This is a genomic window from Rhizobium sp. PK7-22, from assembly GCF_056530405.1.
The window spans coordinates 155,597-176,785 of sequence record NZ_CP096514.1; the positions used below are offsets into that span (position 1 = coordinate 155,597).

At 62.2% G+C, this 21,189-nt stretch carries 21 protein-coding genes and 1 riboswitch; of the genes, 8 read left to right on the plus strand and 13 right to left on the minus strand.

The genetic code is table 11. The annotated features are described in order from the left end of the window. Positions 1-2: 2 nt before the first annotated feature. The 5 genes from M1E10_RS05590 to M1E10_RS05610 form a co-directional block, all read right to left on the minus strand. Complete coding sequence (locus M1E10_RS05590; protein WP_499175403.1) at positions 3-413, minus strand: TIGR02588 family protein; 411 nt, start codon at positions 411-413, stop codon at positions 3-5. Positions 414-422: 9 nt separating this feature from the next. Continuing rightward, a complete protein-coding gene (locus M1E10_RS05595) occupies positions 423-1,304 on the minus strand; it encodes a TIGR02587 family membrane protein (protein WP_499175404.1) in 882 nt (293 codons plus the stop codon). A gap of 93 nt (positions 1,305-1,397) precedes the next feature. Further along, entirely contained in the window at positions 1,398-2,384 is a 987-nt protein-coding gene (locus tag M1E10_RS05600) for a sensor histidine kinase (protein WP_499175405.1), read from the minus strand. Between the two features lie 168 nt (positions 2,385-2,552). Then, positions 2,553-3,326 carry a DUF1194 domain-containing protein gene (locus tag M1E10_RS05605; protein WP_499175406.1) on the minus strand — a complete coding sequence of 258 codons (774 nt, stop codon included), beginning with the start codon at positions 3,324-3,326 and terminating at the stop codon, positions 2,553-2,555. A gap of 109 nt (positions 3,327-3,435) precedes the next feature. Next, complete coding sequence (locus tag M1E10_RS05610) at positions 3,436-3,594, minus strand: YqaE/Pmp3 family membrane protein (RefSeq protein ID WP_037112597.1); 159 nt, start codon at positions 3,592-3,594, stop codon at positions 3,436-3,438. Between the two features lie 125 nt (positions 3,595-3,719). On the opposite strand from M1E10_RS05610, the gene M1E10_RS05615 reads away from it, so the two are divergent. The 4 genes from M1E10_RS05615 (at position 3,720) to M1E10_RS05630 (ending at position 6,816) form a co-directional block, all read left to right on the plus strand. Beyond that, positions 3,720-4,139, plus strand: coding sequence for a pyridoxamine 5'-phosphate oxidase family protein (locus M1E10_RS05615; RefSeq protein ID WP_499175407.1), 420 nt, complete (start codon positions 3,720-3,722; stop codon positions 4,137-4,139). Positions 4,140-4,196: 57 nt separating this feature from the next. Beyond that, positions 4,197-4,616, plus strand: a complete 420-nt coding sequence (locus M1E10_RS05620) for an HD domain-containing protein (RefSeq protein WP_499175408.1) — start codon at positions 4,197-4,199, stop codon at positions 4,614-4,616. Between the two features lie 64 nt (positions 4,617-4,680). Then, a complete protein-coding gene (locus M1E10_RS05625) occupies positions 4,681-5,463 on the plus strand; it encodes an SDR family oxidoreductase (protein WP_499175409.1) in 783 nt (260 codons plus the stop codon). Between the two features lie 117 nt (positions 5,464-5,580). Continuing rightward, positions 5,581-6,816, plus strand: a complete 1,236-nt coding sequence (locus M1E10_RS05630; RefSeq protein ID WP_499175410.1) for a GGDEF domain-containing protein — start codon at positions 5,581-5,583, stop codon at positions 6,814-6,816. A 44-nt stretch (positions 6,817-6,860) separates the two neighbouring features. Here the strand turns inward: M1E10_RS05630 and M1E10_RS05635 are convergent, their stop codons facing one another. After that, positions 6,861-7,046, minus strand: a complete 186-nt coding sequence (locus M1E10_RS05635; protein ID WP_499175411.1) for a hypothetical protein — start codon at positions 7,044-7,046, stop codon at positions 6,861-6,863. A 122-nt stretch (positions 7,047-7,168) separates the two neighbouring features. Between M1E10_RS05635 and M1E10_RS05640 the strand changes: the two genes are divergently transcribed. The 4 genes from M1E10_RS05640 to thiD all read left to right on the plus strand — a co-directional run bounded on the left by M1E10_RS05640 (position 7,169) and on the right by thiD (position 11,285). After that, complete coding sequence (locus tag M1E10_RS05640; RefSeq protein ID WP_499175412.1) at positions 7,169-8,854, plus strand: glycoside hydrolase family 13 protein; 1,686 nt, start codon at positions 7,169-7,171, stop codon at positions 8,852-8,854. Positions 8,855-8,910: 56 nt separating this feature from the next. Continuing rightward, positions 8,911-9,005, plus strand: a riboswitch (TPP riboswitch). Between the two features lie 86 nt (positions 9,006-9,091). Beyond that, entirely contained in the window at positions 9,092-9,856 is a 765-nt protein-coding gene (gene thiM, locus M1E10_RS05645; protein WP_499177091.1) for a hydroxyethylthiazole kinase, read from the plus strand. Beyond that, the gene (gene thiE, locus M1E10_RS05650) at positions 9,853-10,488 is read left to right on the plus strand and encodes a thiamine phosphate synthase (protein ID WP_499175413.1); all 636 of its coding nucleotides are present in this window, start codon (positions 9,853-9,855) and stop codon (positions 10,486-10,488) included. Before thiM ends, thiE begins: the two co-directional genes overlap by 4 nt. Beyond that, the gene (gene thiD, locus M1E10_RS05655) at positions 10,485-11,285 is read left to right on the plus strand and encodes a hydroxymethylpyrimidine/phosphomethylpyrimidine kinase (RefSeq protein ID WP_499175414.1); all 801 of its coding nucleotides are present in this window, start codon (positions 10,485-10,487) and stop codon (positions 11,283-11,285) included. The genes thiE and thiD overlap by 4 nt, the downstream gene beginning before the upstream one ends. 36 nt (positions 11,286-11,321) lie before the next feature. Here the strand turns inward: thiD and M1E10_RS05660 are convergent, their stop codons facing one another. The 7 genes from M1E10_RS05660 to M1E10_RS05690 form a co-directional block, all read right to left on the minus strand. Next, on the minus strand, positions 11,322-14,414 hold the full coding sequence (locus tag M1E10_RS05660; protein ID WP_499175415.1) for a response regulator: 3,093 nt from the start codon (positions 14,412-14,414) through the stop codon (positions 11,322-11,324). A 145-nt stretch (positions 14,415-14,559) separates the two neighbouring features. Beyond that, a complete protein-coding gene (scpC, locus tag M1E10_RS05665; protein WP_499175416.1) occupies positions 14,560-16,056 on the minus strand; it encodes an acetyl-CoA hydrolase/transferase family protein in 1,497 nt (498 codons plus the stop codon). A gap of 175 nt (positions 16,057-16,231) precedes the next feature. Then, on the minus strand, positions 16,232-16,954 hold the full coding sequence (locus M1E10_RS05670; RefSeq protein ID WP_499175417.1) for an ABC transporter ATP-binding protein: 723 nt from the start codon (positions 16,952-16,954) through the stop codon (positions 16,232-16,234). Next, positions 16,951-17,697, minus strand: coding sequence for an ABC transporter ATP-binding protein (locus M1E10_RS05675; RefSeq protein ID WP_499175418.1), 747 nt, complete (start codon positions 17,695-17,697; stop codon positions 16,951-16,953). The genes M1E10_RS05670 and M1E10_RS05675 overlap by 4 nt, the downstream gene beginning before the upstream one ends. Beyond that, complete coding sequence (locus tag M1E10_RS05680; protein WP_499177092.1) at positions 17,694-18,668, minus strand: branched-chain amino acid ABC transporter permease; 975 nt, start codon at positions 18,666-18,668, stop codon at positions 17,694-17,696. The genes M1E10_RS05675 and M1E10_RS05680 overlap by 4 nt, the downstream gene beginning before the upstream one ends. A 62-nt stretch (positions 18,669-18,730) precedes the next feature. Next, on the minus strand, positions 18,731-19,588 hold the full coding sequence (locus M1E10_RS05685; RefSeq protein ID WP_499175419.1) for a branched-chain amino acid ABC transporter permease: 858 nt from the start codon (positions 19,586-19,588) through the stop codon (positions 18,731-18,733). Positions 19,589-19,640: 52 nt separating this feature from the next. Beyond that, positions 19,641-20,813, minus strand: coding sequence for an ABC transporter substrate-binding protein (locus tag M1E10_RS05690; protein ID WP_499175420.1), 1,173 nt, complete (start codon positions 20,811-20,813; stop codon positions 19,641-19,643). Positions 20,814-21,189 lie beyond the last annotated feature (376 nt).

Here is a 21,189-nt window from a genome sequence, read left to right on the forward strand (position 1 = left end):
CTTCAGGGATCGGTATAGCCGACGGCGCGGATCCGGATCTCTCCCCCGGCTGGGTCCTCGGCAAACAGAAGTGCGCCCCGCGCACTCGATTTCCCAGGAACGTAATCGAAGGTGACCTGGGCGCTTTCCAGGGCGGAGGCGCCACTCAGCACTTCGCCGCGCACCTCCACGGCGGCGGCCGTGGTCGATCCGTCGTTGAACAACTCGAACTCGACCCGGAATCCGCCGGCCACAGCCTGGGTGGAATGGATCGTCGACCGGAATTCGGGCGGCGTATCCCGATCCAGGATGGCTTGGCCTGCGATCCAGCCCACGATCCCCAGCACGAGGATTGCCGACAGGATGCCCGTTACCCATTCAAGCCAATCTGGCTTGCTCGCTTCCGTATGGCGGCTCTTCGAGGTAATCGTCATCTGGGGTTCCTACAGGATCAGACGGGCTGCGGCTGCGCCGATGGCGCCCGGAAAGCCGAGAACAATCGCCGCCATCAGCACTTGCGTCGATGCAGTGTCGTCCAGTCGCCCGAAGGTCCAGAGGACGTAGAGACTGATGGCAAGCGCGATGACATAGCCCGGCAATGTGAACCGCACGAGGGCGTGCCAGCGGGGGGTGCCGCGGCTGAGCTGATGCGCGCCCCGGAAGGCGACGGCATAGACGAAGGCATGCATGATCAGGATGGAGAGCGCCAGGGTGGCCAGAGCGTGCCATGGCGTCATCTTATACGAGATGAGGATGATCTCTTCTGTCGGCGCCACGTTCAGGCTGAGAAACAGCGCGCCGATCGCCATCAGGAAAAGCTCGCGGCCGTAGCTCGTGATGACTTCGCCCTCCGTCTCGCCTTCCTCCTCCGACGGCTCGTCGTCCTGCTGGCCGCCCAGCTGCGAGCGCCCGAGCAGCGCGCCGATGCTGGCGGGCACAGCCTGTATCGCGATCTTCCCAAGCATCTCGGTGGCAGGCACCTCGAGCTTGACGATACCGAGCAGGAACAGGACGACAGCACTCATGACGATGGCAATGGCATAGGCGACGGTGGCGTCCCGTATGGCTTCGCGCCAGGTGGAGGTTTCCTCAAATCCGATCCGCTGTGCGAGGATGACAAGCAGAGGTATGTTGACAAGCATCAACAGAAGCAGCCGGTAACGCTCGATGTAGAAGCCGAGCGACCACAGCTCCATCGTCATCAGCATCGGAAGGCCAAAGATCAGGGCTCCGGCCCCGCCGCGGCCAAGGCCGACAAGGAACTGTCGCGAGGCCTGCGATGTTGGCGAAACCTGTCCCTGGCTCAGGCTGGATTGATGGGTCATGTCATGGTTCTCTCCGCGGGTCACACCATGTTCAAACGCATCAGGCGATTGCCGGGGTTGCCGTCAGTATGTCGTCGTCTGCCGCAGACCGCTTCATGATGATCTACTGCTTTCCGGCGGTTTGGCAATGTTCAAAGCTACGTCGCAGAAGAAACCGGAGGGATCAAACCGGATATCGGTCTTGCCGCCCGCCTCGCCGGGCAGCATCCCCTGCAGGAGACGCAGGCCGAAGCCACGTCTTTGCGGGATGGAGACCGCCGGGCCATGGAACTCCTGCCACCGAAAGTGAAGCCGGTCCGGCTCAAGCCATTCCCAGCGAAGCTCTGTTCGCCCCTCGCCGCACGACCAGGCGCCGTGCTGGCGCGCGTTGAGGCCAAGCTCACCGAACGCCATGGCGAGCGATTGCATCTGCGCCGGCACCAGGAAGACTTCCGGCCCATCGACGACGATTCGGTCGGCACCAGGAGCGGTGAGGCGGAGAATGCGTTCTGCGAGCCGTTTCAGCTCTGCTCCCCGCCAGCCGTTGTCGGCCAGCAGTTCCTGCGTGGTCGATAACACCATCAAACGGGTTGTCAGGCGCTGTTCCGCGTCCTTCGGCATGGCAGCAGACGAAAGGCTCTGCCGCACCAGCGCCTGTACGGTGGCCAGAACGTTCTTGACCCGATGGTTGAGCTCGCTGAGCAGATCCTTTTGGCCGTTCTCGATTCCCCTCTGGTCATGCACGTCGATGCAGGACCCGAGATAGCCGGCAAACTGGCCGTTGCGGTTGAATGGATTGCCATTGTCGGTGACCCACCGATAGGCACCGTCGTGGCGCCGCAACCTGTAGTCCGTCGAGAACGGTTCGCGGCTGTCGAGAGCGGCGCGATAGACCTCAAGACAACGGTCCAGATCGTCCGGGTGAACGCCCTCCAACCACCCCGCACCCAGCTCCTTCTCCAACGGGCGGCCGGTGAATTGCAACCACGGCGCGTTGACGAAATCGCGGAGCTTGTCTGTACCGGCGCGCCATATCATGACGGGAGCATTGTCGGCGAGTTCTTCAAAGAGCGGATCGCCCACGACGTCTTGCTTTACCATGGAACGTTAGGTAGCCGCGGCCGTGTAACCGTCAAGGCACACGAGTGTCGATTGGAAAGATCGGCACGGTCTGGATCAACCTGATTGGGCAAAGCCCCGTCAGGCTATGGACGCGAAAAGCAAGAGAGTCTCGGACGAGCCCGCTCGACGGGAGACAAGAGGCGCTGTTTACCGATCCAGGTAGTTCTGCCACTGGCGCTCGCCGATCATGCAGTCGGTTCTGTCTTCTGCGACCTTGCGGACGCCGGAGGCAGGCGTTTTTCCGCTGACCTCCAGGACAAGTTTGCGACGAACAGCGATGGCGAAATCCTCGATCTCGTGGACCGGCAGTACGAAGGAGCCGGGCCCTCCGGTGACGCAGTCCTCATAATAGCTGTCGAGTGGTGCGCCGCCGGAGGGTCGCAGCATCATTGCCAAGCCGTTGATGATGATACCCGCGTCAACAGCCTTGTCGCGCGCCGGTGCAACCGGTTGCCCGACATTGTTGGGTCCGTCGCCTGAGATGTCGATCACCTGCCGCATACCGCGGAATTCGTTTGAGAGGAGCATCGTGGTACCCTCGGCAATCGCCGCGGAGATGGACGTGCGCCGTTGGGTGGCGATGGGGCGATCTTCCAGCTTGGAAGCAAATGCTTGAGCGTCTTCGGCAGTCTCGATTACCTGCCACTCCAGCACCGAGGTTTCGTCGACAGTGCCCGCCCATTCGTAGTAGCTGATGGCGATTTTGCCAATCAGGCCATTTCTGACGGCATTGAAGAAGTCGGGGTGCCGGAGGGCGGCCACATATCCCTCTCTCTGTATTCGGACTTCTTCGTAATCCATGGACCGTGAGACATCGACGGCAAGAACCAGCTCAACGTCCACCTCACCGACCGCCGTGGTTTGAGCCAGCAGGGACGGTGCGGCCGAAAAACTGAGCATCAATGCAATTGTTGCAAGCATGGCCACCTCGCAGCGTCAGTGGCCTACCCTAACACAGGAGGTTCCAGGTGTGAGGGCCTGGTACAGCGGCAGGTTCAACTCTTGGTGAGCCTGCCGCTGCGATAAAGGCCTACTTCTTCAGGATCACCCACAAGGCGTGGATGATGCCTGGCACCCAGCCGAACAACGTCAGCAGAATGTTGAGCCAGAAGTGCAAGCCGAGCCCCACTTGAAGAAAGACCCCAAGCGGGGGCAGCAGAAATGCGAGCAGAATGCGGATAATGTCCAAGATCAGCCTCCAAGATTGATGGCACCACAACGCCCGTAACGCCGACAAGTTCAATTGTCCGGCACGACTTCGGAACACATGCGCCGATCCTGCCGTTGTGGCCGCATCAAAAAAGGAGCTTCCTGATGAGCAGCAAGACACTGGCCGACATTTCGTCGGTAATGCGCGATATTGACATAACGATGTTGTCCACTCACGCCGAAAACGGTGCCATCGCGGCCCGCCCGATGAGCAACAACCGCGACGTGGATTACGATGGCGACTCCTACTACTTCACGTGGGAAGACTCCCACATGGTCGGCGAGATCGAGCGCGATGCCAACGTCTCTCTGGGCCTCCAGGGCGACAAGCACTTCCTGATCGCGGTGGAAGGGAAAGCCGAGATCATTCGAGACCGGTCGGCATTTAAGGACCATTGGAACCCGGATCTCGACAAATGGTTCGAGAACGGAATCGAGACCCCGGGCATCGCAATGATCAAAGTCCACGCAACTCGGATCCACTATTGGCAAGGCGAGGAGGACGGCGAGATTGTTCTGTCGTGATCCATATGATCGCTTGTTCGAAGCCGCCATGGCCAGCCGACTCGTGAGGACAGTGCCATGACGGCGGGTGTCGAGAGGGCGCGACAGATTGCGGAGCAGTCTCTGCAGGGACAGACGAAAAAGACCGGCGGACTGGTCATTGACCATGTCTCGCGGGTCGCTGGTTTTGTGTCTGGAGATGCGGAGAAAACTGTGGCCTGGCTTCACGACGTCCTGGAAAGATCGCCGGACTGGAGCCTGGCGCGTCTGCGCCAGGCGGGCTTCGCCGAAGATGTCATCGCAGCGGTGAACGCACTAACCAAACGGCCGGGAGAGGATCACGCCGACCTTGTCCGCCGCGGAGCACGAGATGCGCTCGCGCGAACGGTGAAACGCGCCGATCTCACCGACAACCTGAGGGAAGCCGAACGCGCGGGCCTTGACGGCAACAAATATCGGAAGGGGCTTGAGCTCCTGGACCACGGTCTCGACGTGTAGATCGATCCTCTCACGTCCGAGCGCCGCCGCACGGCGGCCATCAAACAGCAGAGAGTTGAGCAGCATGGAACTTCAGGCACGGGTAGCATTGGTAACCGGCGGCGGATCCGGCATCGGCAAGGCAACGGCTGTCACGCTGGCACGCGAAGGTGCGAAAGTCGGCGTGCTTGGTCGTACGCGCAGCGAGCTTGACGAGACGGTGGCGGAAATCACGTCAAGGGGCGGCACTGCAATTGCCCTGAATGCTGACGTTGCCGAAGAGGATGCCATGCACGCTGCGGTGGAGAAGATCGTGGCGGTCTACGGAAGGCTGGACATTGTCGTGGCAAATGCCGGCATCAACGGCGTCTGGGCGCCCATCGACGATCTGAAGCCGGAGGAATGGGATCAGACGATCCGCGTCAACCTCCGCGGCACATATCTCACGCTGAACACCACGGTGCCACATATGAAGGCGCACGGAGGCGGCTCGATCATCATCGTCTCGTCGATAAACGGCAACCGCACATTTACGTCCCCGGGCGCGACCGCATATTCGGCCACGAAGGCTGCTCAGGTGGCCATGGTGCAGCAGCTTGCGCTAGAGCTCGGACGTCACAAGATCCGCATCAATGCTGTCTGCCCCGGCAAGATCGATACGGATATCCAGGACAACACCCACATCAGGGACGCACACGAGACAGCAGTCCCGGTCGAATGGTCGGAAGGCGACATACCGCTGACCGAAGGCAAAGCTGGTGCATCGGTGGACGTGGCAGACGTCATCCTTTTCCTTGCTTCCCACCGCGCCCGTCACGTAACCGGTGTTCCCATCTTTGTTGACGGTGGTCAAAGCCTGTTGCGCTAGCCTCTGGACGTTTCAACGCAGCGGCCGGTAAAAAGCTGTGCCAATCTCAAGATGCCGGTGACTCCTTACGTTCCGTTAACAACCGATCGCTAAGTCATGGGTAGCGGAGTGATGACTATGCCGACACTATCCATGCTGAATCCCTTTGCTTTTTCCGGCGCCGAAATCAGTTCGGATCAGCAGAAGCAGGAGACGCTGGCGGAGCTCTTCAGCCTCACGCCGCACCTTGCGGCCACTGCAGGGATGATGCTCGCAGCCATCAACGCTGCCACCATGGCTGGGTCCAAGCTGAATGCCCTCATTGCCTTCGCAGCGGTGCTGATATCACTTGCACTAAGGGCAACGCTTCAGTGGCACTACACTCGGCGCGATGCAGACCTCCTTCAAAAGGCGTGGATCCACCGTTTCGTGGCAGGCTCGCTGTTTTCCTGTGCCAGCTATGGTGCGGCTGGAGGCGTGCTCCTGATGGGCGCCACGCAAGGTACGCAGTTGCTTGTTGTGGCGGTCGCCTGCGCCATCGCCCAGGGCGTCGCCGCGCGGGCCTACATGATGCCGGGGACGGCCGTCTTGAACCTTCTGCTCATTCTCGGTCCGATAAGCGCTGCAGCCTTTCTCGATGGCACCTATCTCATGGCGCCCGCCGCGCTTGTCTACCTGGTCTTCCTGATCTCGTTCATTGTCATGATGGTGAAGCTGCGGCTGCGGCAGTTGAAGGCTGAGCGGTTGTCCGAGATGCTGCTCGAGCAGATCCTGGAAAAGAATAGCGAGCTGGAGAATGCCAACGTGAGGCTCGCAGTCCTTGCCACCACCGACAGTCTGACTGGCCTTGCCAATCGACGTCAGCTCGACGAGCAGCTGGCATCCTCCCTGAGACAAGCCGCGGAGAAGAGGCAGCCGCTCTCCTTGCTGCTGATTGATGTGGACCACTTCAAGCTGTTCAACGACAGCTATGGGCATCAGATGGGAGACGCATGCCTGAAGAAGGTGGCCGCGGCCCTGGCGTCCTGTGATTGGGCCGAAGGAAGTCTGGTGGCACGCTACGGCGGAGAGGAATTCGCAGTCCTGATGCCCGGCACCGGCTCGACGGAAGCTCTGCGCGCGGCCGAACAAGCAAGGATGGCGGTGAAGTTGATGGACCTCTCATCGCTTGCTGGTAGCCCCCAAAGACAGACGATCAGCATCGGCGCCCTCAGCCTTGAGCCCGACGAGAAAACCACCACCGATGAACTGTTACGCCGGGCCGATCGCGCCCTCTACCGGGCTAAACAAGGCGGGCGCAATCGCGTTTGCAGCAGTGATGAAGCGAGCGAGGCCGCCACAGCGTCCTCGGATCAGGCACAAGAACTGGCTTGAGATGCCGAAATCGTCGGCATGGCCTGCAGCCGAGAACTGACGCTTCAACGGTCCTGCTGGTAACCCTGGTTCGTGGTATTGACCTTGGTGTTGCCCTGCTGACCCTGCTTGTCGAAGTTTTTGTCGCCAGGGTCAATCGCGCCAGCCTCGGATGGGTTCGCTGTTGCCGGTTCGCCTGAGCCCTTGTGGCTGCGGTTTTCTTCCGGGACTGGTGGGAGCTTGCTGTTCATCGGAACCTCCTTGCGGTTGTGTCGAGTCCTCCAACCATCCGCCCAGACTGATGTTCCCGACATGCGGAACCCTGACTGCTGTGCAGCGTTCGTTTGCGACAGCCCCGCAACGGAGACCGTCCATGAGCCAGCCAGCACCCCAGCCGCTTGCGACGCCGGCGATCGACCGCAAATGGTGGCACACCGCCACCGTCTACCAGATCTATCCCCGCAGTTTCTGCGACAGCGATGGCGATGGCGTAGGCGACATCCCTGGCATCATCTCCAGGCTGGATTACCTTCAGTCGCTCGGCATAACGGTGATCTGGCTCTCGCCGATCTTCACCTCCCCGATGGACGACAACGGCTACGACATCTCCGATTACCAGGGCGTTGCCCCGGAATTCGGTACGCTCGCCGATTTCAATCGACTGGTCGTCGAGGCAAGGAAGCGCGGCATCGGCATCGTTCTGGACCTCGTGGTCAACCACACATCCGACGAGCATCCTTGGTTTCGGGAAGCGCGAAGCTCGCCTGATAGTCCCTACCGCGACTACTACGTCTGGCGCCGACCGTCTGCGGAAGGCGGACTGCCGAGCGCGCTCGAATCGACCTTTGGCGGTCCCGCCTGGACGCTGGATCCGCAGACCGGCGAATACTACCTGCACCTCTTTTCGCGCCGTCAGCCGGACCTCAACTGGGAAAACCCGAAGGTGCGGGCAGAAATATACCGCATGATGAACTGGTGGCTCGACCGCGGCATCGCCGGCTTCAGGATGGACGTCATCGACCTGATCGGAAAGCAGGTGGATGCCGGTATCACCAGTGACGGCCCGCATCTGCATGACTATCTGCAGGAAATGAACCGCGAGACCTTCGGCAGCCGCGACGTGCTGACCGTGGGAGAGGCGTGGAGCGCTACGCCTACATCCGCTCTGCTCTACTCCGGTCGAGACCGGCAGGAACTGTCGATGGTCTTCCAGTTCGAGCACGTCACCCAGTTCTGGGACGAGACCTACGGCAAGTGGCGGCCAAGGCCGTTTGACCTCGTTGCGCTGAAGGCCGTCTTCGGCAAATGGCAGACGGCGCTCGCCGACGATGGCTGGAACTCCCTGTTCTGGGGCAATCACGACCTGCCACGCGCCGTCTCCCGCTATGGCGATACCACCGGCTTCCACGTGGAATCAGCGAAAATGTTGGCAACTGTTCTGCACCTGATGAAGGGCACGCCCTTCGTCTATCAGGGTGAGGAGATCGGCATGACCAACGTCCCGTTCACCTCGATCGATCAGTACAAGGACATAGAGACGCTCAACATGCACCGTCTGCATGTCGAGGCGGGTTTGTCTCCCGACGATTTCATTCGGGGCGCCAATGAAAGCGGACGCGATAATGCCCGCACGCCGATGCAATGGAGCAGTGCGTCGCAGGGCGGCTTCACTACCGGCTCGCCTTGGATCGAGGTGAATCCCAATTTCTCGACCGTGAACGCCGAGACGCAGGTCGGCGACGACCAGTCGATCTGGAGCCATTACCGGAAGCTGATCGAGCTGCGAAAGCACCATCAGGTCATCGTCTACGGCCGCTACCAGTCCTGGCTCGATCAACACCAGGATGTCTTTGTCTATAGCCGAACGCTGGAAGGCGACCGTCTGGTCGTTCTCGCCAACTTCAGGCCGCACGAGGTGACCGTGACGATCCCGGATGAGTTGCAGGGGCGTGGGCGCTGCCTCATCGGCAATTATGCCGATAGAGACGTGATCGGCGAAACTGTAACCCTGCGGCCATATGAGGCCTTCGCCTTGCTCCGCGACATCGAGAGTGCCTAGACGCTTCCGGATCGCCCGGATTGGCAGGTGACAATCGGAGCGTTTCCTGTAAATCTCCGCGTTGACAGGGGCGTCCGCGATTGCGGGCTGAGATGGACCCTTTGAACCTGAACCAGATCATGCTGGCGGAGGGAGTCGCATCGGCGCAATTCAGAAATGGCGCCTGCGCCTGCCCCGCAAGAAAGGGCATTTCCAGTGACGATATCAACACCCTCTTGCGGCAAGCTTCTCGGGGGGATGCGCCAGACCAACCCCTTGGTCCAATGCATCACCAACGATGTAGCGATGAACATAGCGGCCAATGTACTGCTCGCGGCGGGCGCATCGCCCGCTATGGTCAGCGCCGAGGAAGAGGCTGGAGAGTTCGCCCAGATCGCCGGTGCCGTGACGATCAACATCGGTACGCTCTGGGCCGGCGGCGTGGCCGGCATGCTGGCAGCGGCGAACGCGGCCAATGGCGCGGGAAAGCCCTGGGTACTTGATCCTGTCGCCCACTACGCCACCGGCTTCCGCAGGCGGGTCGTCGCTGAGCTGATGGCGCTGGAGCCCACCATCCTGCGCGGCAATGCCTCCGAAATCATGGCCTTGGCTGGCGAAGCATCCCGTGGCCAGGGCGTCGATAGCGGCGACAGTGCCACGACGGCACGGAACGCTGCGCTGACGCTGGCACGACGCCATGGGTGCGTCGTCGCCGTGACGGGTGATGTCGATTTCGTCACCGACGGCACCAGATCCGCCATGATCGAAGGAGGGTCGCCGCTGATGCCGAAGGTGACGGCACTGGGCTGCGCGCTCACCTGCCTGGTCGGCGCCTTCGCCGCCAGCACCCCGGACCAGCCCTTCGAGGCGACGATCGCAGCACTCGCGCTCTTTGCCGTCAGCGGCGAGGATGCCGGAGGACAGGCCCGCGGCCCGGGATCCTTCCAGCCCCTGTTTCTGGATGCTCTGTCGGCGCTCGGCAGCGAGAGGTTCGATGCCGAAGCAAGGATCACCATGCTATGAAGCGCTTTGATCTCTCTCTTTACCTGGTGCTCGATCCCGAACTCTGCCGCGGGATCGGAATGGTGGAAACCGCAAGAATGGCCGTTGCCGGTGGCGTGACCATGGTGCAGTTGCGGGACAAGACGGCGGCCACCTCTGCCATGATCGAAACCGGTCGGGCGCTGCAGCAGGCGCTTGCCGGTACCGGTGTTCCCCTGATCATCAACGATGACGTTGAGGCTGCCATCGCGCTCGGCGCCCAGGGCATCCACGTCGGCCAGAGCGACCTTGCCGCCGCGGCAGTACGCCGACGCATTCCAGAGACGATGATCCTCGGAGTTTCGGTGGAGACGGTGGAACTGGCGCGCCGGGTGGACGCGGGTCTCGTCGACTACGTCGGCATCGGCCCGGTCTTTGCCACGGGCACCAAGCCGGACCACAAGACGCCGATAGGCTTCGATGGCCTCGCGCGTATCGTGGCCGTAGCGCCCGTCCCCGCCGTCGCCATCGGCGGGCTGAAACAGGGGCACGCCGCGCCGGTTCTTGCAGCCGGAGCGCATGGCCTTGCCGTGGTGTCGGCCATTTGCGGCCAGCCGGATCCGGAGACCGCGGCCCGTTCTCTTGCCCTGGAAATCGAGGAGGCGCGCCGATGATCGCAAATATCCTGTCCATCGCAGGCTCTGATCCGTCCGGTGGTGCCGGCATTCAGGCGGACCTGAAGACGTTTGCCGCGCGGAGTACCTACGGCATGGCCGTGATCACGGCGTTGACAGCCCAGAACACCCAAGGAGTGTCCGGCGTGCATCTCGTGCCGGCATCCTTCGTCGCCGATCAGATCCGCGCCGTCTTCGCAGACGTCCGTGTGGATGCGGTCAAGATCGGAATGATCGCAACGGCCGAGATTGCCGAAGCCGTGGCCGATGCCCTCTCGAAACATGGCGAGGGCGTTCCGATTGTCGTCGATCCGGTGATGGTCGCCAAGGGCGGCGCCTCGCTTCTGGCCGCGGATGCAGTGGAGGCCCTGAACCGGCGGCTGCTTCCGCTCGCGACCCTGATCACCCCCAATTTGCCGGAGGCCGCCGCGCTGCTCTGCGAAGCGGAGGCCGGGGATCGAACAACGATGGCCCGTCAGGCCGAAAGGCTTTTGGCGCTGGGGCCACGTGCGGTTTTGATAAAGGGAGGCCATCTTCCGTCAGACGAAAGTCCAGACGTGCTCGCTACCGGGAGCCGGCTCACCTGGCTGGAAGGCAGGCGGAGCGAGACGCGCAATACCCACGGCACCGGCTGCACGCTATCAAGCGCCATCACGGCCGAGCTCGGAAAAGGACTGGACCCGCTGCAGGCGGTGACGGAGGCAAAAGCCTATATCGCCGCAGCGATTGCCCGCGCGGATGACCTGTCGGTCGGAGCCGGGCACGGGCCCGTGCATCACTTCCATCATTGGTGGTGAAGAGAGCCGCCGCCCGGGCGCTCGGCGCCTGGACGATCAGACCTTCGCGCTGCGCATCTCGGAAAATGCGCGTGCGATTTCCTCGGTGACAAACGGCTTCTTCAATAGCACAGCGCCCTCCACGGCCCCATCGTCCGGGATCCGGTCTCTTCCCGTGGCGAAGACAACGCCAATCTCGGGCGCAAGGCTCCGGGCCTTGCGTGCGAATTCGCCACCACTAAGGCCCGGAAGACCATAGTCGGTCATCAGGATGTCGAAGCTGCCGCTCTCCAGCAACGTCAGCGCTTCCTCGGCATTGGCTGCCTCTTCGACCTGATGGCCCAAGTCAGCCAGCATGTCAGCAGTACTCATGCGGATCAGGAAGTCGTCTTCGACAAGCAGAACGCGGTAGACAGGCATGGCAGTAGGATCCAGTTTCGTGGCAGCCGCATCGCCGGTCTCGGCTGTGGCGCGGGTACGATTGCGATGTAGTTGATTGTTCAGCACCTGACGCACCTTGCGTGCCAGCGCTTCCCGCGAGTACGGCTTGGACAGGAGATCGACATCTGCGTCGAGGCGGCCGTCATGGACGATCGAATCCTGGGTGTATCCGGAGGTGAACAGGACGGCGGTGTCTAGACAGAGCTCGTGCACCCTGCGGGCCAGTTCCGTGCTTTTGACTGGCCCTGGCATGACAACGTCGGTGAAGACGAGGTCGAGCGCCTCCCCGCTCTCGACAACCTGGAGCGCCGCAGCCGCATCCTTCGCCTTCAGGACACGGTAGCCGAGATCGCTGAGCATCTCCACGACCGTTGCCCTGACCTGCTCGTCATCTTCGGCGACAAGAATTGTTTCGGTCCCGCCGGCAATGGCCCCGTCATCGGGAGCCGCGATGGCATCCTCCCGGCGACGAATGCGGGGGAAGTACAGCTTTACCGTCGTTCCTTGGCCGACTTCGCTGTCGATCTTGATGTGCCCGCCGGATTGCTTGACGAAGCCGTAGACCATGGACAGCCCGAGGCCGGTCCCTTTTCCCACCGGTTTCGTCGAGAAGAATGGTTCGAAGACCTGCGCAAGCACGTCCTGGCTCATCCCGGTTCCGGTATCGGCAACCGTCAACAGGGCATAGTCTCCGGGAGCAACATCCGTTGCCTGCCTGGTATAGACCTGATCGAGAACCGCATTGCTTGCCGTGATGGTCAACTTGCCGCCGTTGTCCATGGCGTCACGAGCATTGATGGCCAGATTCAGCAGAGCGTTCTCGATCTGCGTCGGATCGAGGAACGTGTTCCAGAGATCGCCGTCCGTAACGATGTCGATGTCGATGTCCTCGTCGAGCGTCCGCCGCAGCAGATCATCCAGGCCGCGCAGGAGCTGGCCGACATTGACCACCTTCGGTTCCAGCGGCTGGCGGCGCCCGAACGCCAGCAACTGGCTGGCGAGCTTGCTCCCTCTCTGGACGCCGGACAGAGCGTTCTCGACCCGTTGTCCGGCCCGGTCGTTGCCCGCGACATCGCGGGACAGAAGCTGCAGATTGCCGGAAATCACCTGCAGCAGGTTGTTGAAGTCATGGGCGACGCCTCCAGTCAGTTGCCCGAGAGCCTCCATCTTCTGGCTTTGCCGCAACGCCTCCTCAGCTTTCAGGCGCTCGGAGATTTCTTCCGCGACCTTCTGCTCGAGGCGGGCATTGAGCTCCTGCAAAGCTTCTTCTGCGCGCCGCCGCTCGGCCAGCTCGTTCTGCGCCGCTTGAAAAAGCCGTGCATTATCAAGCGCAATCGCGACCTGGCCAGCAGCACCGACCAGCAGTCGTTCATGCTCCTCCTCGAAGCGGTGCGGCTCCGGATGGCCAAACAGCAGTCCGCCGATGGCCTCGCCCGACCGGGAAATCACGGGAATGGCTAAATAGCTGCGAACGGGGATATGGTCTTTGGGCGTTCCGAAATGCGGGGCCGAATGGCCGTATTTCGGATCGGCGAGAATATCTCCGGAACGGACGACGCCTTCGCCTTTGAAGGTCGGTGCGAAAACCTGCGTGTTGCGCGGCATCGGAAAATTCTCGAATGCCGCTCGGTCGACGCCCGAGAGAGCATAGAGCCGGTAGCTCTCGCCCGTCTCATCGAACACATTGTAAAAGAATGCTCCGAAAGCTGCGCCGGTCAGTTCGACCGCTGCATCGGTTGTCAGTTGGACGACCTTCTCCACGTCAAGTTCCGCGGCAAGCTCCGCCCCCAGTCTGTTCAGAACTTCAAGATGCCGTTTTTCGCGCAGCAGTGCGAACTCCGCTCGGCGCTGCTCTGTCACATCGTTCCCTTGAACGAAAATCCCCTCTGTGTGACCGCCTTCGTCCAGAATCGGCTGGAATACGAAGTCTATGAACCGTTCTTCCGGAGGAGATCCGGGCGTGCGCGCAAGCGCGACAGGTACGCTGCGGCCGATATGGCGCTGTCCCGTCTCCCGCGCCTCGTCAAGCATCTCGACAAAGCCTTGTCCGACAATCTCCGGCAAGGCTTCCCGGACCGGCTTGCCGAAGATCGGCCGGTTGCCAACCAGCGACAGATAGGCAGAATTCGCTTCCTCGAACACATGATCCGGACCGACTAGGGTCGCCATGAACCCGGGCGCCTGCTCAAACATCTTGCGCAGCCGCTCGCGTTCTCCACGCAGTTGCCGTTCCGCCCGCACCTTGCCTGTAGTCTCGACGACGACGGCCATGACGCCGACGGGGGCGCCGGAATCGTCCATGATCGGCGAGTAGTCGAGGTTCATCCAGACCTGCTCCGGAGCCCCGCGCCGGTGGAGCGTCAGCTCCTGGTCGGCATAGGCGAGAGTTTGACCGGTCAACCCGACTTTCATGACATTGTCGTTGAACTCTGCAACTTCGGGCCAGCCCTCGCGCACCTTGGAGCCAAGAAGTTGCGGGTGTCGTCCGCCCGCGAACACGGAATAGGCGTCGTTGTAGATCATCACCCCATCCTCGTTCCACAGGGTTACGATCGGAACGGGAGACTGCAGGATGAGCGAGACCACGGCCTTGGTCCCCTCGGGCCACTGAGTGATCGCCCCCAGCGACGTGCCGCTCCAGTCGAACGCGGCGATCAGCCGGGCAAGTTCGCCGTCATGGTTGAGAAATGCGGTTGCGGACGCGGTCATTGAAAGATCCCGGCGGGCGGCGTTGACGTCGTCCACCCGGCTCAAGACAAACGTTACATCTCGCGGCAGGCTTCATGACGGCAGGAAACTAGCGCTTCAGCCCGGAATTACCAGATGCAGGCTGTCAATTGCCTCAATCCTGCACCTACGTCGTTGGCACCATCGTGCCCATCGTTCGAGCCTGCTCATGCCAGGACAGTGCCTCTTCCAGAAGATGTGGCGTATGGCCACCTCGAGCGCAGGCGCGGCCAAAGTAGTCGGAGAGTGCTTCCTGGAAATCGGGATGAACACAGTGCTCGATGATCTGCAGGGCGCGCTCCCGTGGCGCCAGTTCGCGAAGATCCGCCAGTCCCTGCTCGGTGACCAAGATGTCCACGTCGTGCTCGGTGTGATCGACATGCGGGACCATCGGGACAACGGAGGAAATCCGTCCGCCCTTGGCCAGAGACTTGGTGACGAAGATCGACAGATAGGCGTTGCGTGCAAAATCGCCTGAACCGCCGATGCCGTTCATCATATGCGTGCCGCCGACATGGGTCGAATTGACGTTCCCGTAGATGTCGAATTCCAGCGCCGTATTGATGCCGATGACGCCCAGGCGGCGGATGACCTCCGGATGATTGCTGATTTCCTGCGGCCTGAGGACGATGTGCTCCTTGTACCTGTGGAAGTCGGCAAAGACCCGCTCCGCGCAGGCCGTCGACAGGGTGATCGACGACCCGGAGGCGAAGACGAGCTTCCCGGCGTCGAAGAGATCGAAGGTACTGTCCTGCAACACCTCGCTGTACATGCGCAGGTGGTGGAACGGGCCTTTGGCAAGCCCGCTGAGCACGGAGTTGGCGATGGAGCCTATCCCGGCCTGCAAAGGATGCAGCGTCAGGTCTAGCCGCCCCTTGGCCACCTCGTCCTCGAAGAACCGGATCAGATGCCCGGCGATCGCATCCGTGTCGGCATCTGGCACCTCGATCGAAGACGCACTGTCCTTCTCGTCGGTGACGACGATCGCGACGATCTTGTCGGGATCGATCGGCACATAGGAAAAGCCGACGCGACTGTCGCAGGCAACAACCGGGATCGGCACGCGCGACGGACGTCGTCCGGGAAAGTAGATGTCGTGCAGCCCCTCCAGCTCGGCCGGCTGGCTGAGGTTGATCTCGATGATGATCTTCTTGGCCAGCACCGCAAAGCTCGCGGAATTTCCCACGGAGGTCGAGGGAACGATGCCGCCATCCTCGGTGATCGCCGCCGCTTCGATGATAGCGTAATCGATCGGCCCGAGCTGGTTCGAGCGCAGGTGCTCCACCGTCTCCGACAGATGCTGGTCGATGAACATCACCTCCCCGCGGTTGATGGCCGCCCGCAACGTCCGGTCGGCCTGGAACGGCATCCGCCGGGCCAGGATATGCGCCTCCGTCAGAATGCGATCGACATCATGCCCCAGCGACGCGCCGGTGATCAGGGTAATCTTGAACGGATCCGTCCTGGCGCGCTCCGCCATGGCGATTGGCACGGCCTTGGCGTCGCCGGCTCGGGTAAAGCCGCTCATGCCGATGATCATTCCGTCCTTGATCAGGGCGGCGGCGGCCTCCGCCGTGGTGATCTTGTCGAGGAGCGCGGGGCGACGGATACGGTCGGCAATCATGGATGGTCTCTTCCGGTTATGGGCTGGCAGCATCGGCGCGACTGCGCCGTGCCGATGCCGGACCTGCCGGTGACGAAGGAAGGTCCGGTCAGAAAGCGGAGCTGCCTTCAGCGCGGCGAACCTAGGCGAGGGGCACCCGTGGAGCTTTGATCAAAGTCAAGCTGTCGTCCAACGACTACGCCTGCGCCGGTACCTTCTCGACGCCGAGATGCTGCCCAAGAGCTGTCTCGTCCGCGAGCAACTCGCTGCTCGATCCCTGGTAGACGACGGCGCCCCGATCGAGAATGATCGCTTCGTGCGCCAACGGCAGAACCTTTCGCGCCTTCTGCTCGATGATGATCGCCGACATGCCCTCGCCGTCGACGATCTGCCGCAACGCCGCCAGAAGCTCGTCCACGATGATCGGTGCGAGACCTTCCAGAGGTTCGTCGAGAAGCAGCAGACGGGGGTTGACCATCAGCGCGCGGGCAACGGCCAGCATCTGCTGTTCGCCACCGGAAAGCTGGCTGCCCAGGTTGCGCCGGCGCTCCTTGAGGCGCGGAAACATGGAATAGGCCCGATCGACGGTCCAGACGCCGGGACGGGCGATTGCCGTCAGGTTCTCCTCGACCGTCAGGGATTTGAAGATGTTGCGCTCTTGCGGCACCCATCCGATCCCGGCCGCGACCCGCCGGTCTGCCCGCATCCGGGTGATGTCCTGCCCCATCAGGTGGATCGTGCCGGCGTGATGAGTCGTGAGCCCCGCAATTGTTTCGACAAGCGTCGTCTTGCCCGTTCCATTGCGCCCGAGCAGCGCCAGCGTCCGCCCTTCCTCCAGCGTCAGGTCGATCCCGGCCAGCACGGCGGCTTCGCCGTATCCGGCCACCAGCTTGCGCGTGACGAGCAGCGGCGCGGTCATGCGCTCTCTCCGAGGTAGACGGCCTTGACGCCCCGGTCGGCAGCGATCTCGGCCACCGTCCCTTCGGCGTAGATCGCGCCGGCGACCAGAACCGAGATACGGTTGGCGAAGGAAAACACGAGATCCATGTCGTGCTCGATGAGCACGACCGTAACGTCTGTCGGCAGATCCGAAACGATCGACAGCACTTCGTGGCGCTCGTCTTCCGGCACGCCGGCTGCCGGCTCGTCGAGCAGAAGCACCCGAGGCTTGGAGGCAAAGGCCAGCGCAATTTCCAGCAAACGCTGTTTTCCATAGGGCAGCCGGTCGGTCCGCTCCTGCATCACCGGCGACAGGCCGAACCGCGACAGCAGCGCCGCGGCCTCGTCGATCAGGTCTGCATGGCCCGCAACCGGAGACCACAGGTTGCTGCCCAGCCCATCCCGTTCGAGCATCGCCAGGGTGACCGTCTCGAGCGGCGTGTAGTCGGCGAACAACTGGTTGATCTGGAACGTCCGCGTCAGCCCCTTCTTGACACGCTGGTGGGAGGGCACGCGGGTAATGTCCTCCCCCTGCAGGATCACCTGCCCTGCGCTCGGCTGCAGCACGCCGGTCAGGAGATTGATCAGCGTCGTCTTGCCGGCGCCATTCGGCCCGATCAGCGCGTGACGGGCTCCCTGCTCCACCGTCAGCGAGACATCATTGGTGGCAAGGAAAGCTCCGAAGCGCCGATGCAGTCCGCGCGTTTCCAAAACGACCGTCATGGCTTGCCTCCCATCGCTGCCGTCAGCCGCTGCGGGATGTATTCGATCCAGCCCGCGATCCGCCCGCGTCCGACGAGCACCAGGATCACCAGCAGAAGGCCGATCCAGAACATCCAGTATTGCGGTGTCACGACGGACAGCCAGTCCTTCAGCAAGGTAAACCCGATCGCGCCGAAGATACCGCCGTAGAGATAGCCCGTGCCGCCGATCACCAGGATCAGCAGCACGTCCGCGGATCGATGGAAGGCCAGGACGTCCGGCGACACGAAGGAGGTCGTCTGGGTCAGGAGCGCACCCGCAAAGCCCGCCATGACCGCGGCGATCGTGTAAACGATCACCAGACGTCGGCGCGCCGGAACGCCCACCAGCGCTGCTCGAGTGGGATTGCTCTTGATCGCCTTCAGCGCCAGGCCAAACGGGGAGAAGGCGATCCGTCGTGCGACCATGGTGGTGATGAACAGCACGGTCAGGCAATAGATATAGCCGTTGCGGCCCCAGAGATCGAACTCGAACAGTCCAAGGATCGGGCCGAGGCTGAAACCGCTCAACCCATCCGCGCCGCCGGTAAGCCAGCCCATCTGGTTGGCGGCCTCCCCGAGCATCAGGGCAATGCCGAGCGTCGTCATCAGCCGCGTCAGGTCCGAGCCGCGCAGGATCAGGAAGCTCGTCGCAAAGCCGAGGATGCCGCTGACCACGCCGGCGACGAGAAGCCCGGTGACGGGCTCGGCAAAATAGTGCCGCGCAAAGAGCCCGGCCGTATAGGCGCCTACTCCGAAAAAGGCCGTGTGACCGAGTGAAACGATGCCGGCGAACCCGAGCACGAGATCCAGCGACACCGCAAACAGCGCCAGGATGGCGATCTCGGTCAGGATCAGCATCTTCGACGGCAGGAGAAAGATTGCCGCAACTGCGGCCGGCCAGATGATGAACTCGAAGAAGCGAATCCGGCTTCGCCTGCGCATCAGCCGCATGGCGCGTGCCTGGTCGTCCTGCCCGTCCTCGACCGGAGCGATACCGTCCCGTGTCATCACACTCATCGCCCGCCCCGTGCAAACAGGCCCGCCGGGCGCAGGATCAGCATGATGATCATCAGTCCGTAGATCACGAACGGACCGATGGCCGGGACGTAATATTTGCCTGCCACATCGGCGATGCCCAGCAGCAGCGCTGCAAGAAAGGGCCCGCTGACCGTGGAGGTGCCGCCAACCGCCACGACGATCAGGAAGTAGATCATGAACTTCAGCGGGAAATTCGGGTCGAGGCCCAGAATTTCCGCTCCCATAGCGCCGCCGAGGCCGGCAAGGCCGGAACCGAAGGCGAAGGTGAGCGCGAAGACGGCCGAGACGTTGATGCCGAGCCCGATCGCCGCCCGGCGATCGTCCACGGCTGCGCGAAGGCGACTGCCGAACCTCGTCTTCGCCAGGATGAGCTGGAGCGCCAGCGCCAGCGCGGCGCAGATGACGATGGTGAACAAGCGATATCGGCCGATGCCGACACCGAAGAACTCGGCGCGGCCGGAGAGCTCCGGCGGCAACTGGATCAACTGCTGCTGGCCGCCCATGATGTAGTCGGCGGCAGCCACCGACATGAACACGAGACCGACGGAAAACAGCACCTGGTCCAGGTGGCTCGCCTGGTACAGCTGCCGGTAAAGAGTACGTTCGAGGATCGCGCCGAGCGCAGCGCTGACCAGGAAGGCGGCCGGCAGGCACCAGTAGAAGGCAATGCCGTAGCGGTTCATCATCACGACCGTGACGTAACCGCCCGTCATGGCGAAGGCGCCGTGCGCAAGATTGATGAAATTCATCAGCCCGAGCGTGATCGTCAGTCCGCACGCCAGGATGAACAGAAGCATGCCATAGGCGATGCCGTCGAACAGGATGGTCAGCATTGGCCCTCACCGGTGGGGCGGCCGGCCGTTGACCGGCCGGCCGTCTTGTCTGTTACTTGGCCGTGTTCGGGTCGCGGATCTTCTCGTACTTGGTGAACTCGACGTTGTAGAGCTCGCCGTCAACCTCCTTGACCTCGCGGATGTAGATGTCCTGAACGATATCGCGCGTTTCCGGATCGATCATGATCGGCCCGCGCGGGCTCGTCCACTCCATCCCCTTCATCGCTTCGATCAACTTTGTGCCATCGGTGTCGCCGCCGGTCTTTTCCAGGGCCGCATAGGCAAGATGCATGGCATCATAGCCGCCGACAGACATGAAGTTCGGCCGCATGTTGTTGTTGTCCTTGCGCACCTGCTCGACGAAAGCCTTGTTCTCAGGGCTGTCGTGGTTGGCCGAATAAAAGTGGCCGGTGATGACGCCCATGGCAGCGTCGCCGATTCCGTTCAGGAGGTCATCGTCGGTCACGTCGCCGGTGGCGATCAGCTTGATGCCGGCATCCGCCAGGCCGCGTTCGACGAACTGCTTCATGAACAGCGAGCCGACGCCGGAAGGCACGAAGACGAACACGGCATCCGGCTTGGCATCGCGAACGCGCTGCAGGAAGGGCGCGAAATCCGGGTTCTGCAGCGGCACCCGCACAGATTCGACGATTTCCCCGCCTTCCTTCTTGAACTGGTCGACGAAGCCCTTTTCGATGTCGTGGCCCGGGCCGTAGTCGGTCACCAGGGTCACCACCCGCTTCAGGTCGTTCTCCACCGCCCAGGTCGCCACGGGAACGGCCGACTGCGGCCCGCCCATGCTGGTGCGCACGAAATATTCCGATTGCGGCATGATGGCCGAGGTCGTTGCCGAGGTAATGATCGCCGGGATCTTCGCCTGATTGAGAACCGGCGCCACGGACATCGCAAGCGGCGTCAGGCCGAAGCCCATCAGCATGCTGACGCCCTCGTTGACGACCAGTTCCTGCGCGATCCGGCGTGTCTGGTCGGCGGTGCCGGCATCGTCGCGCAGCACGATCTCGATCTTCTTGCCGGCCGCCTCGTCGCCGTTCAGCGCCATGTAGGCGCGCACCCCTGCCTCGACCTGCCGGCCCGTGGACGCGAAAGGCCCGGTCATCGGCAAGACGAGCCCGATCTTCACCGCTTCCTGCGCCTGGGCTGGAAGCGCCAACAGGCATCCCAGCGCCACGCCCGCGGCGGCCATGAAACTTCTTCTCTTGAGCATGCCTTCTCCTCCTCTTAAAACCCAAAACCTCAGCCGGGATAGCTGCGGCGGTCATAGGTCTCCACCCCTATGACCATCGAAATGGCTCCGAACCTCATCGGCCCGTCAAGCACATCTCGAATGCGTTTGACTTTAATGTATACATCATCTGGCAATATCTACAGCCACCTGCGCCAACACTAGCGAACACATCTGCGTGCTCCTGCTGCAACGGGCAGCCTTGATTTAAGCGGCAAGCTGATCTTTTAGCCACGGCCTCCCACTCCGCCAGACAAATGCTTCTCCTCTCCAGCAGCCTATGGGTTGTATACAGTGCCTGTCAATATCGCAGCCACCCGAACCTCCCGTTTCGTCAGCCTCTTCACGCGGCATGTAT

Excerpts from the sequence above, each read along its gene's own strand:
- M1E10_RS05625 (WP_499175409.1), top strand. The coding sequence starts at position 4,681 with ATGGAACTTCAGGCACGGGTAGCATTGGTAACCGGCGGCGGATCCGGC.
- M1E10_RS05685 (WP_499175419.1), bottom strand. The coding sequence starts at position 19,588 with ATGCTGACCATCCTGTTCGACGGCATCGCCTATGGCATGCTTCTGTTC.
- thiE (WP_499175413.1), top strand. The coding sequence starts at position 9,853 with ATGAAGCGCTTTGATCTCTCTCTTTACCTGGTGCTCGATCCCGAACTC.
- M1E10_RS05615 (WP_499175407.1), top strand. The coding sequence starts at position 3,720 with ATGAGCAGCAAGACACTGGCCGACATTTCGTCGGTAATGCGCGATATT.
- M1E10_RS05595 (WP_499175404.1), bottom strand. The coding sequence starts at position 1,304 with ATGACCCATCAATCCAGCCTGAGCCAGGGACAGGTTTCGCCAACATCG.
- M1E10_RS05690 (WP_499175420.1), bottom strand. The coding sequence starts at position 20,813 with ATGCTCAAGAGAAGAAGTTTCATGGCCGCCGCGGGCGTGGCGCTGGGA.
- M1E10_RS05660 (WP_499175415.1), bottom strand. The coding sequence starts at position 14,414 with ATGACCGCGTCCGCAACCGCATTTCTCAACCATGACGGCGAACTTGCC.
- M1E10_RS05605 (WP_499175406.1), bottom strand. The coding sequence starts at position 3,326 with ATGCTTGCAACAATTGCATTGATGCTCAGTTTTTCGGCCGCACCGTCC.
- M1E10_RS05635 (WP_499175411.1), bottom strand. The coding sequence starts at position 7,046 with ATGAACAGCAAGCTCCCACCAGTCCCGGAAGAAAACCGCAGCCACAAG.
- M1E10_RS05675 (WP_499175418.1), bottom strand. The coding sequence starts at position 17,697 with ATGACGGTCGTTTTGGAAACGCGCGGACTGCATCGGCGCTTCGGAGCT.
- M1E10_RS05590 (WP_499175403.1), bottom strand. The coding sequence starts at position 413 with ATGACGATTACCTCGAAGAGCCGCCATACGGAAGCGAGCAAGCCAGAT.
- M1E10_RS05620 (WP_499175408.1), top strand. The coding sequence starts at position 4,197 with ATGACGGCGGGTGTCGAGAGGGCGCGACAGATTGCGGAGCAGTCTCTG.
- M1E10_RS05640 (WP_499175412.1), top strand. The coding sequence starts at position 7,169 with ATGAGCCAGCCAGCACCCCAGCCGCTTGCGACGCCGGCGATCGACCGC.
- thiM (WP_499177091.1), top strand. The coding sequence starts at position 9,092 with ATGCGCCAGACCAACCCCTTGGTCCAATGCATCACCAACGATGTAGCG.
- thiD (WP_499175414.1), top strand. The coding sequence starts at position 10,485 with ATGATCGCAAATATCCTGTCCATCGCAGGCTCTGATCCGTCCGGTGGT.
- M1E10_RS05600 (WP_499175405.1), bottom strand. The coding sequence starts at position 2,384 with ATGGTAAAGCAAGACGTCGTGGGCGATCCGCTCTTTGAAGAACTCGCC.
- M1E10_RS05630 (WP_499175410.1), top strand. The coding sequence starts at position 5,581 with ATGCCGACACTATCCATGCTGAATCCCTTTGCTTTTTCCGGCGCCGAA.
- scpC (WP_499175416.1), bottom strand. The coding sequence starts at position 16,056 with ATGATTGCCGACCGTATCCGTCGCCCCGCGCTCCTCGACAAGATCACC.
- M1E10_RS05680 (WP_499177092.1), bottom strand. The coding sequence starts at position 18,668 with ATGCGGCTGATGCGCAGGCGAAGCCGGATTCGCTTCTTCGAGTTCATC.
- M1E10_RS05670 (WP_499175417.1), bottom strand. The coding sequence starts at position 16,954 with ATGACCGCGCCGCTGCTCGTCACGCGCAAGCTGGTGGCCGGATACGGC.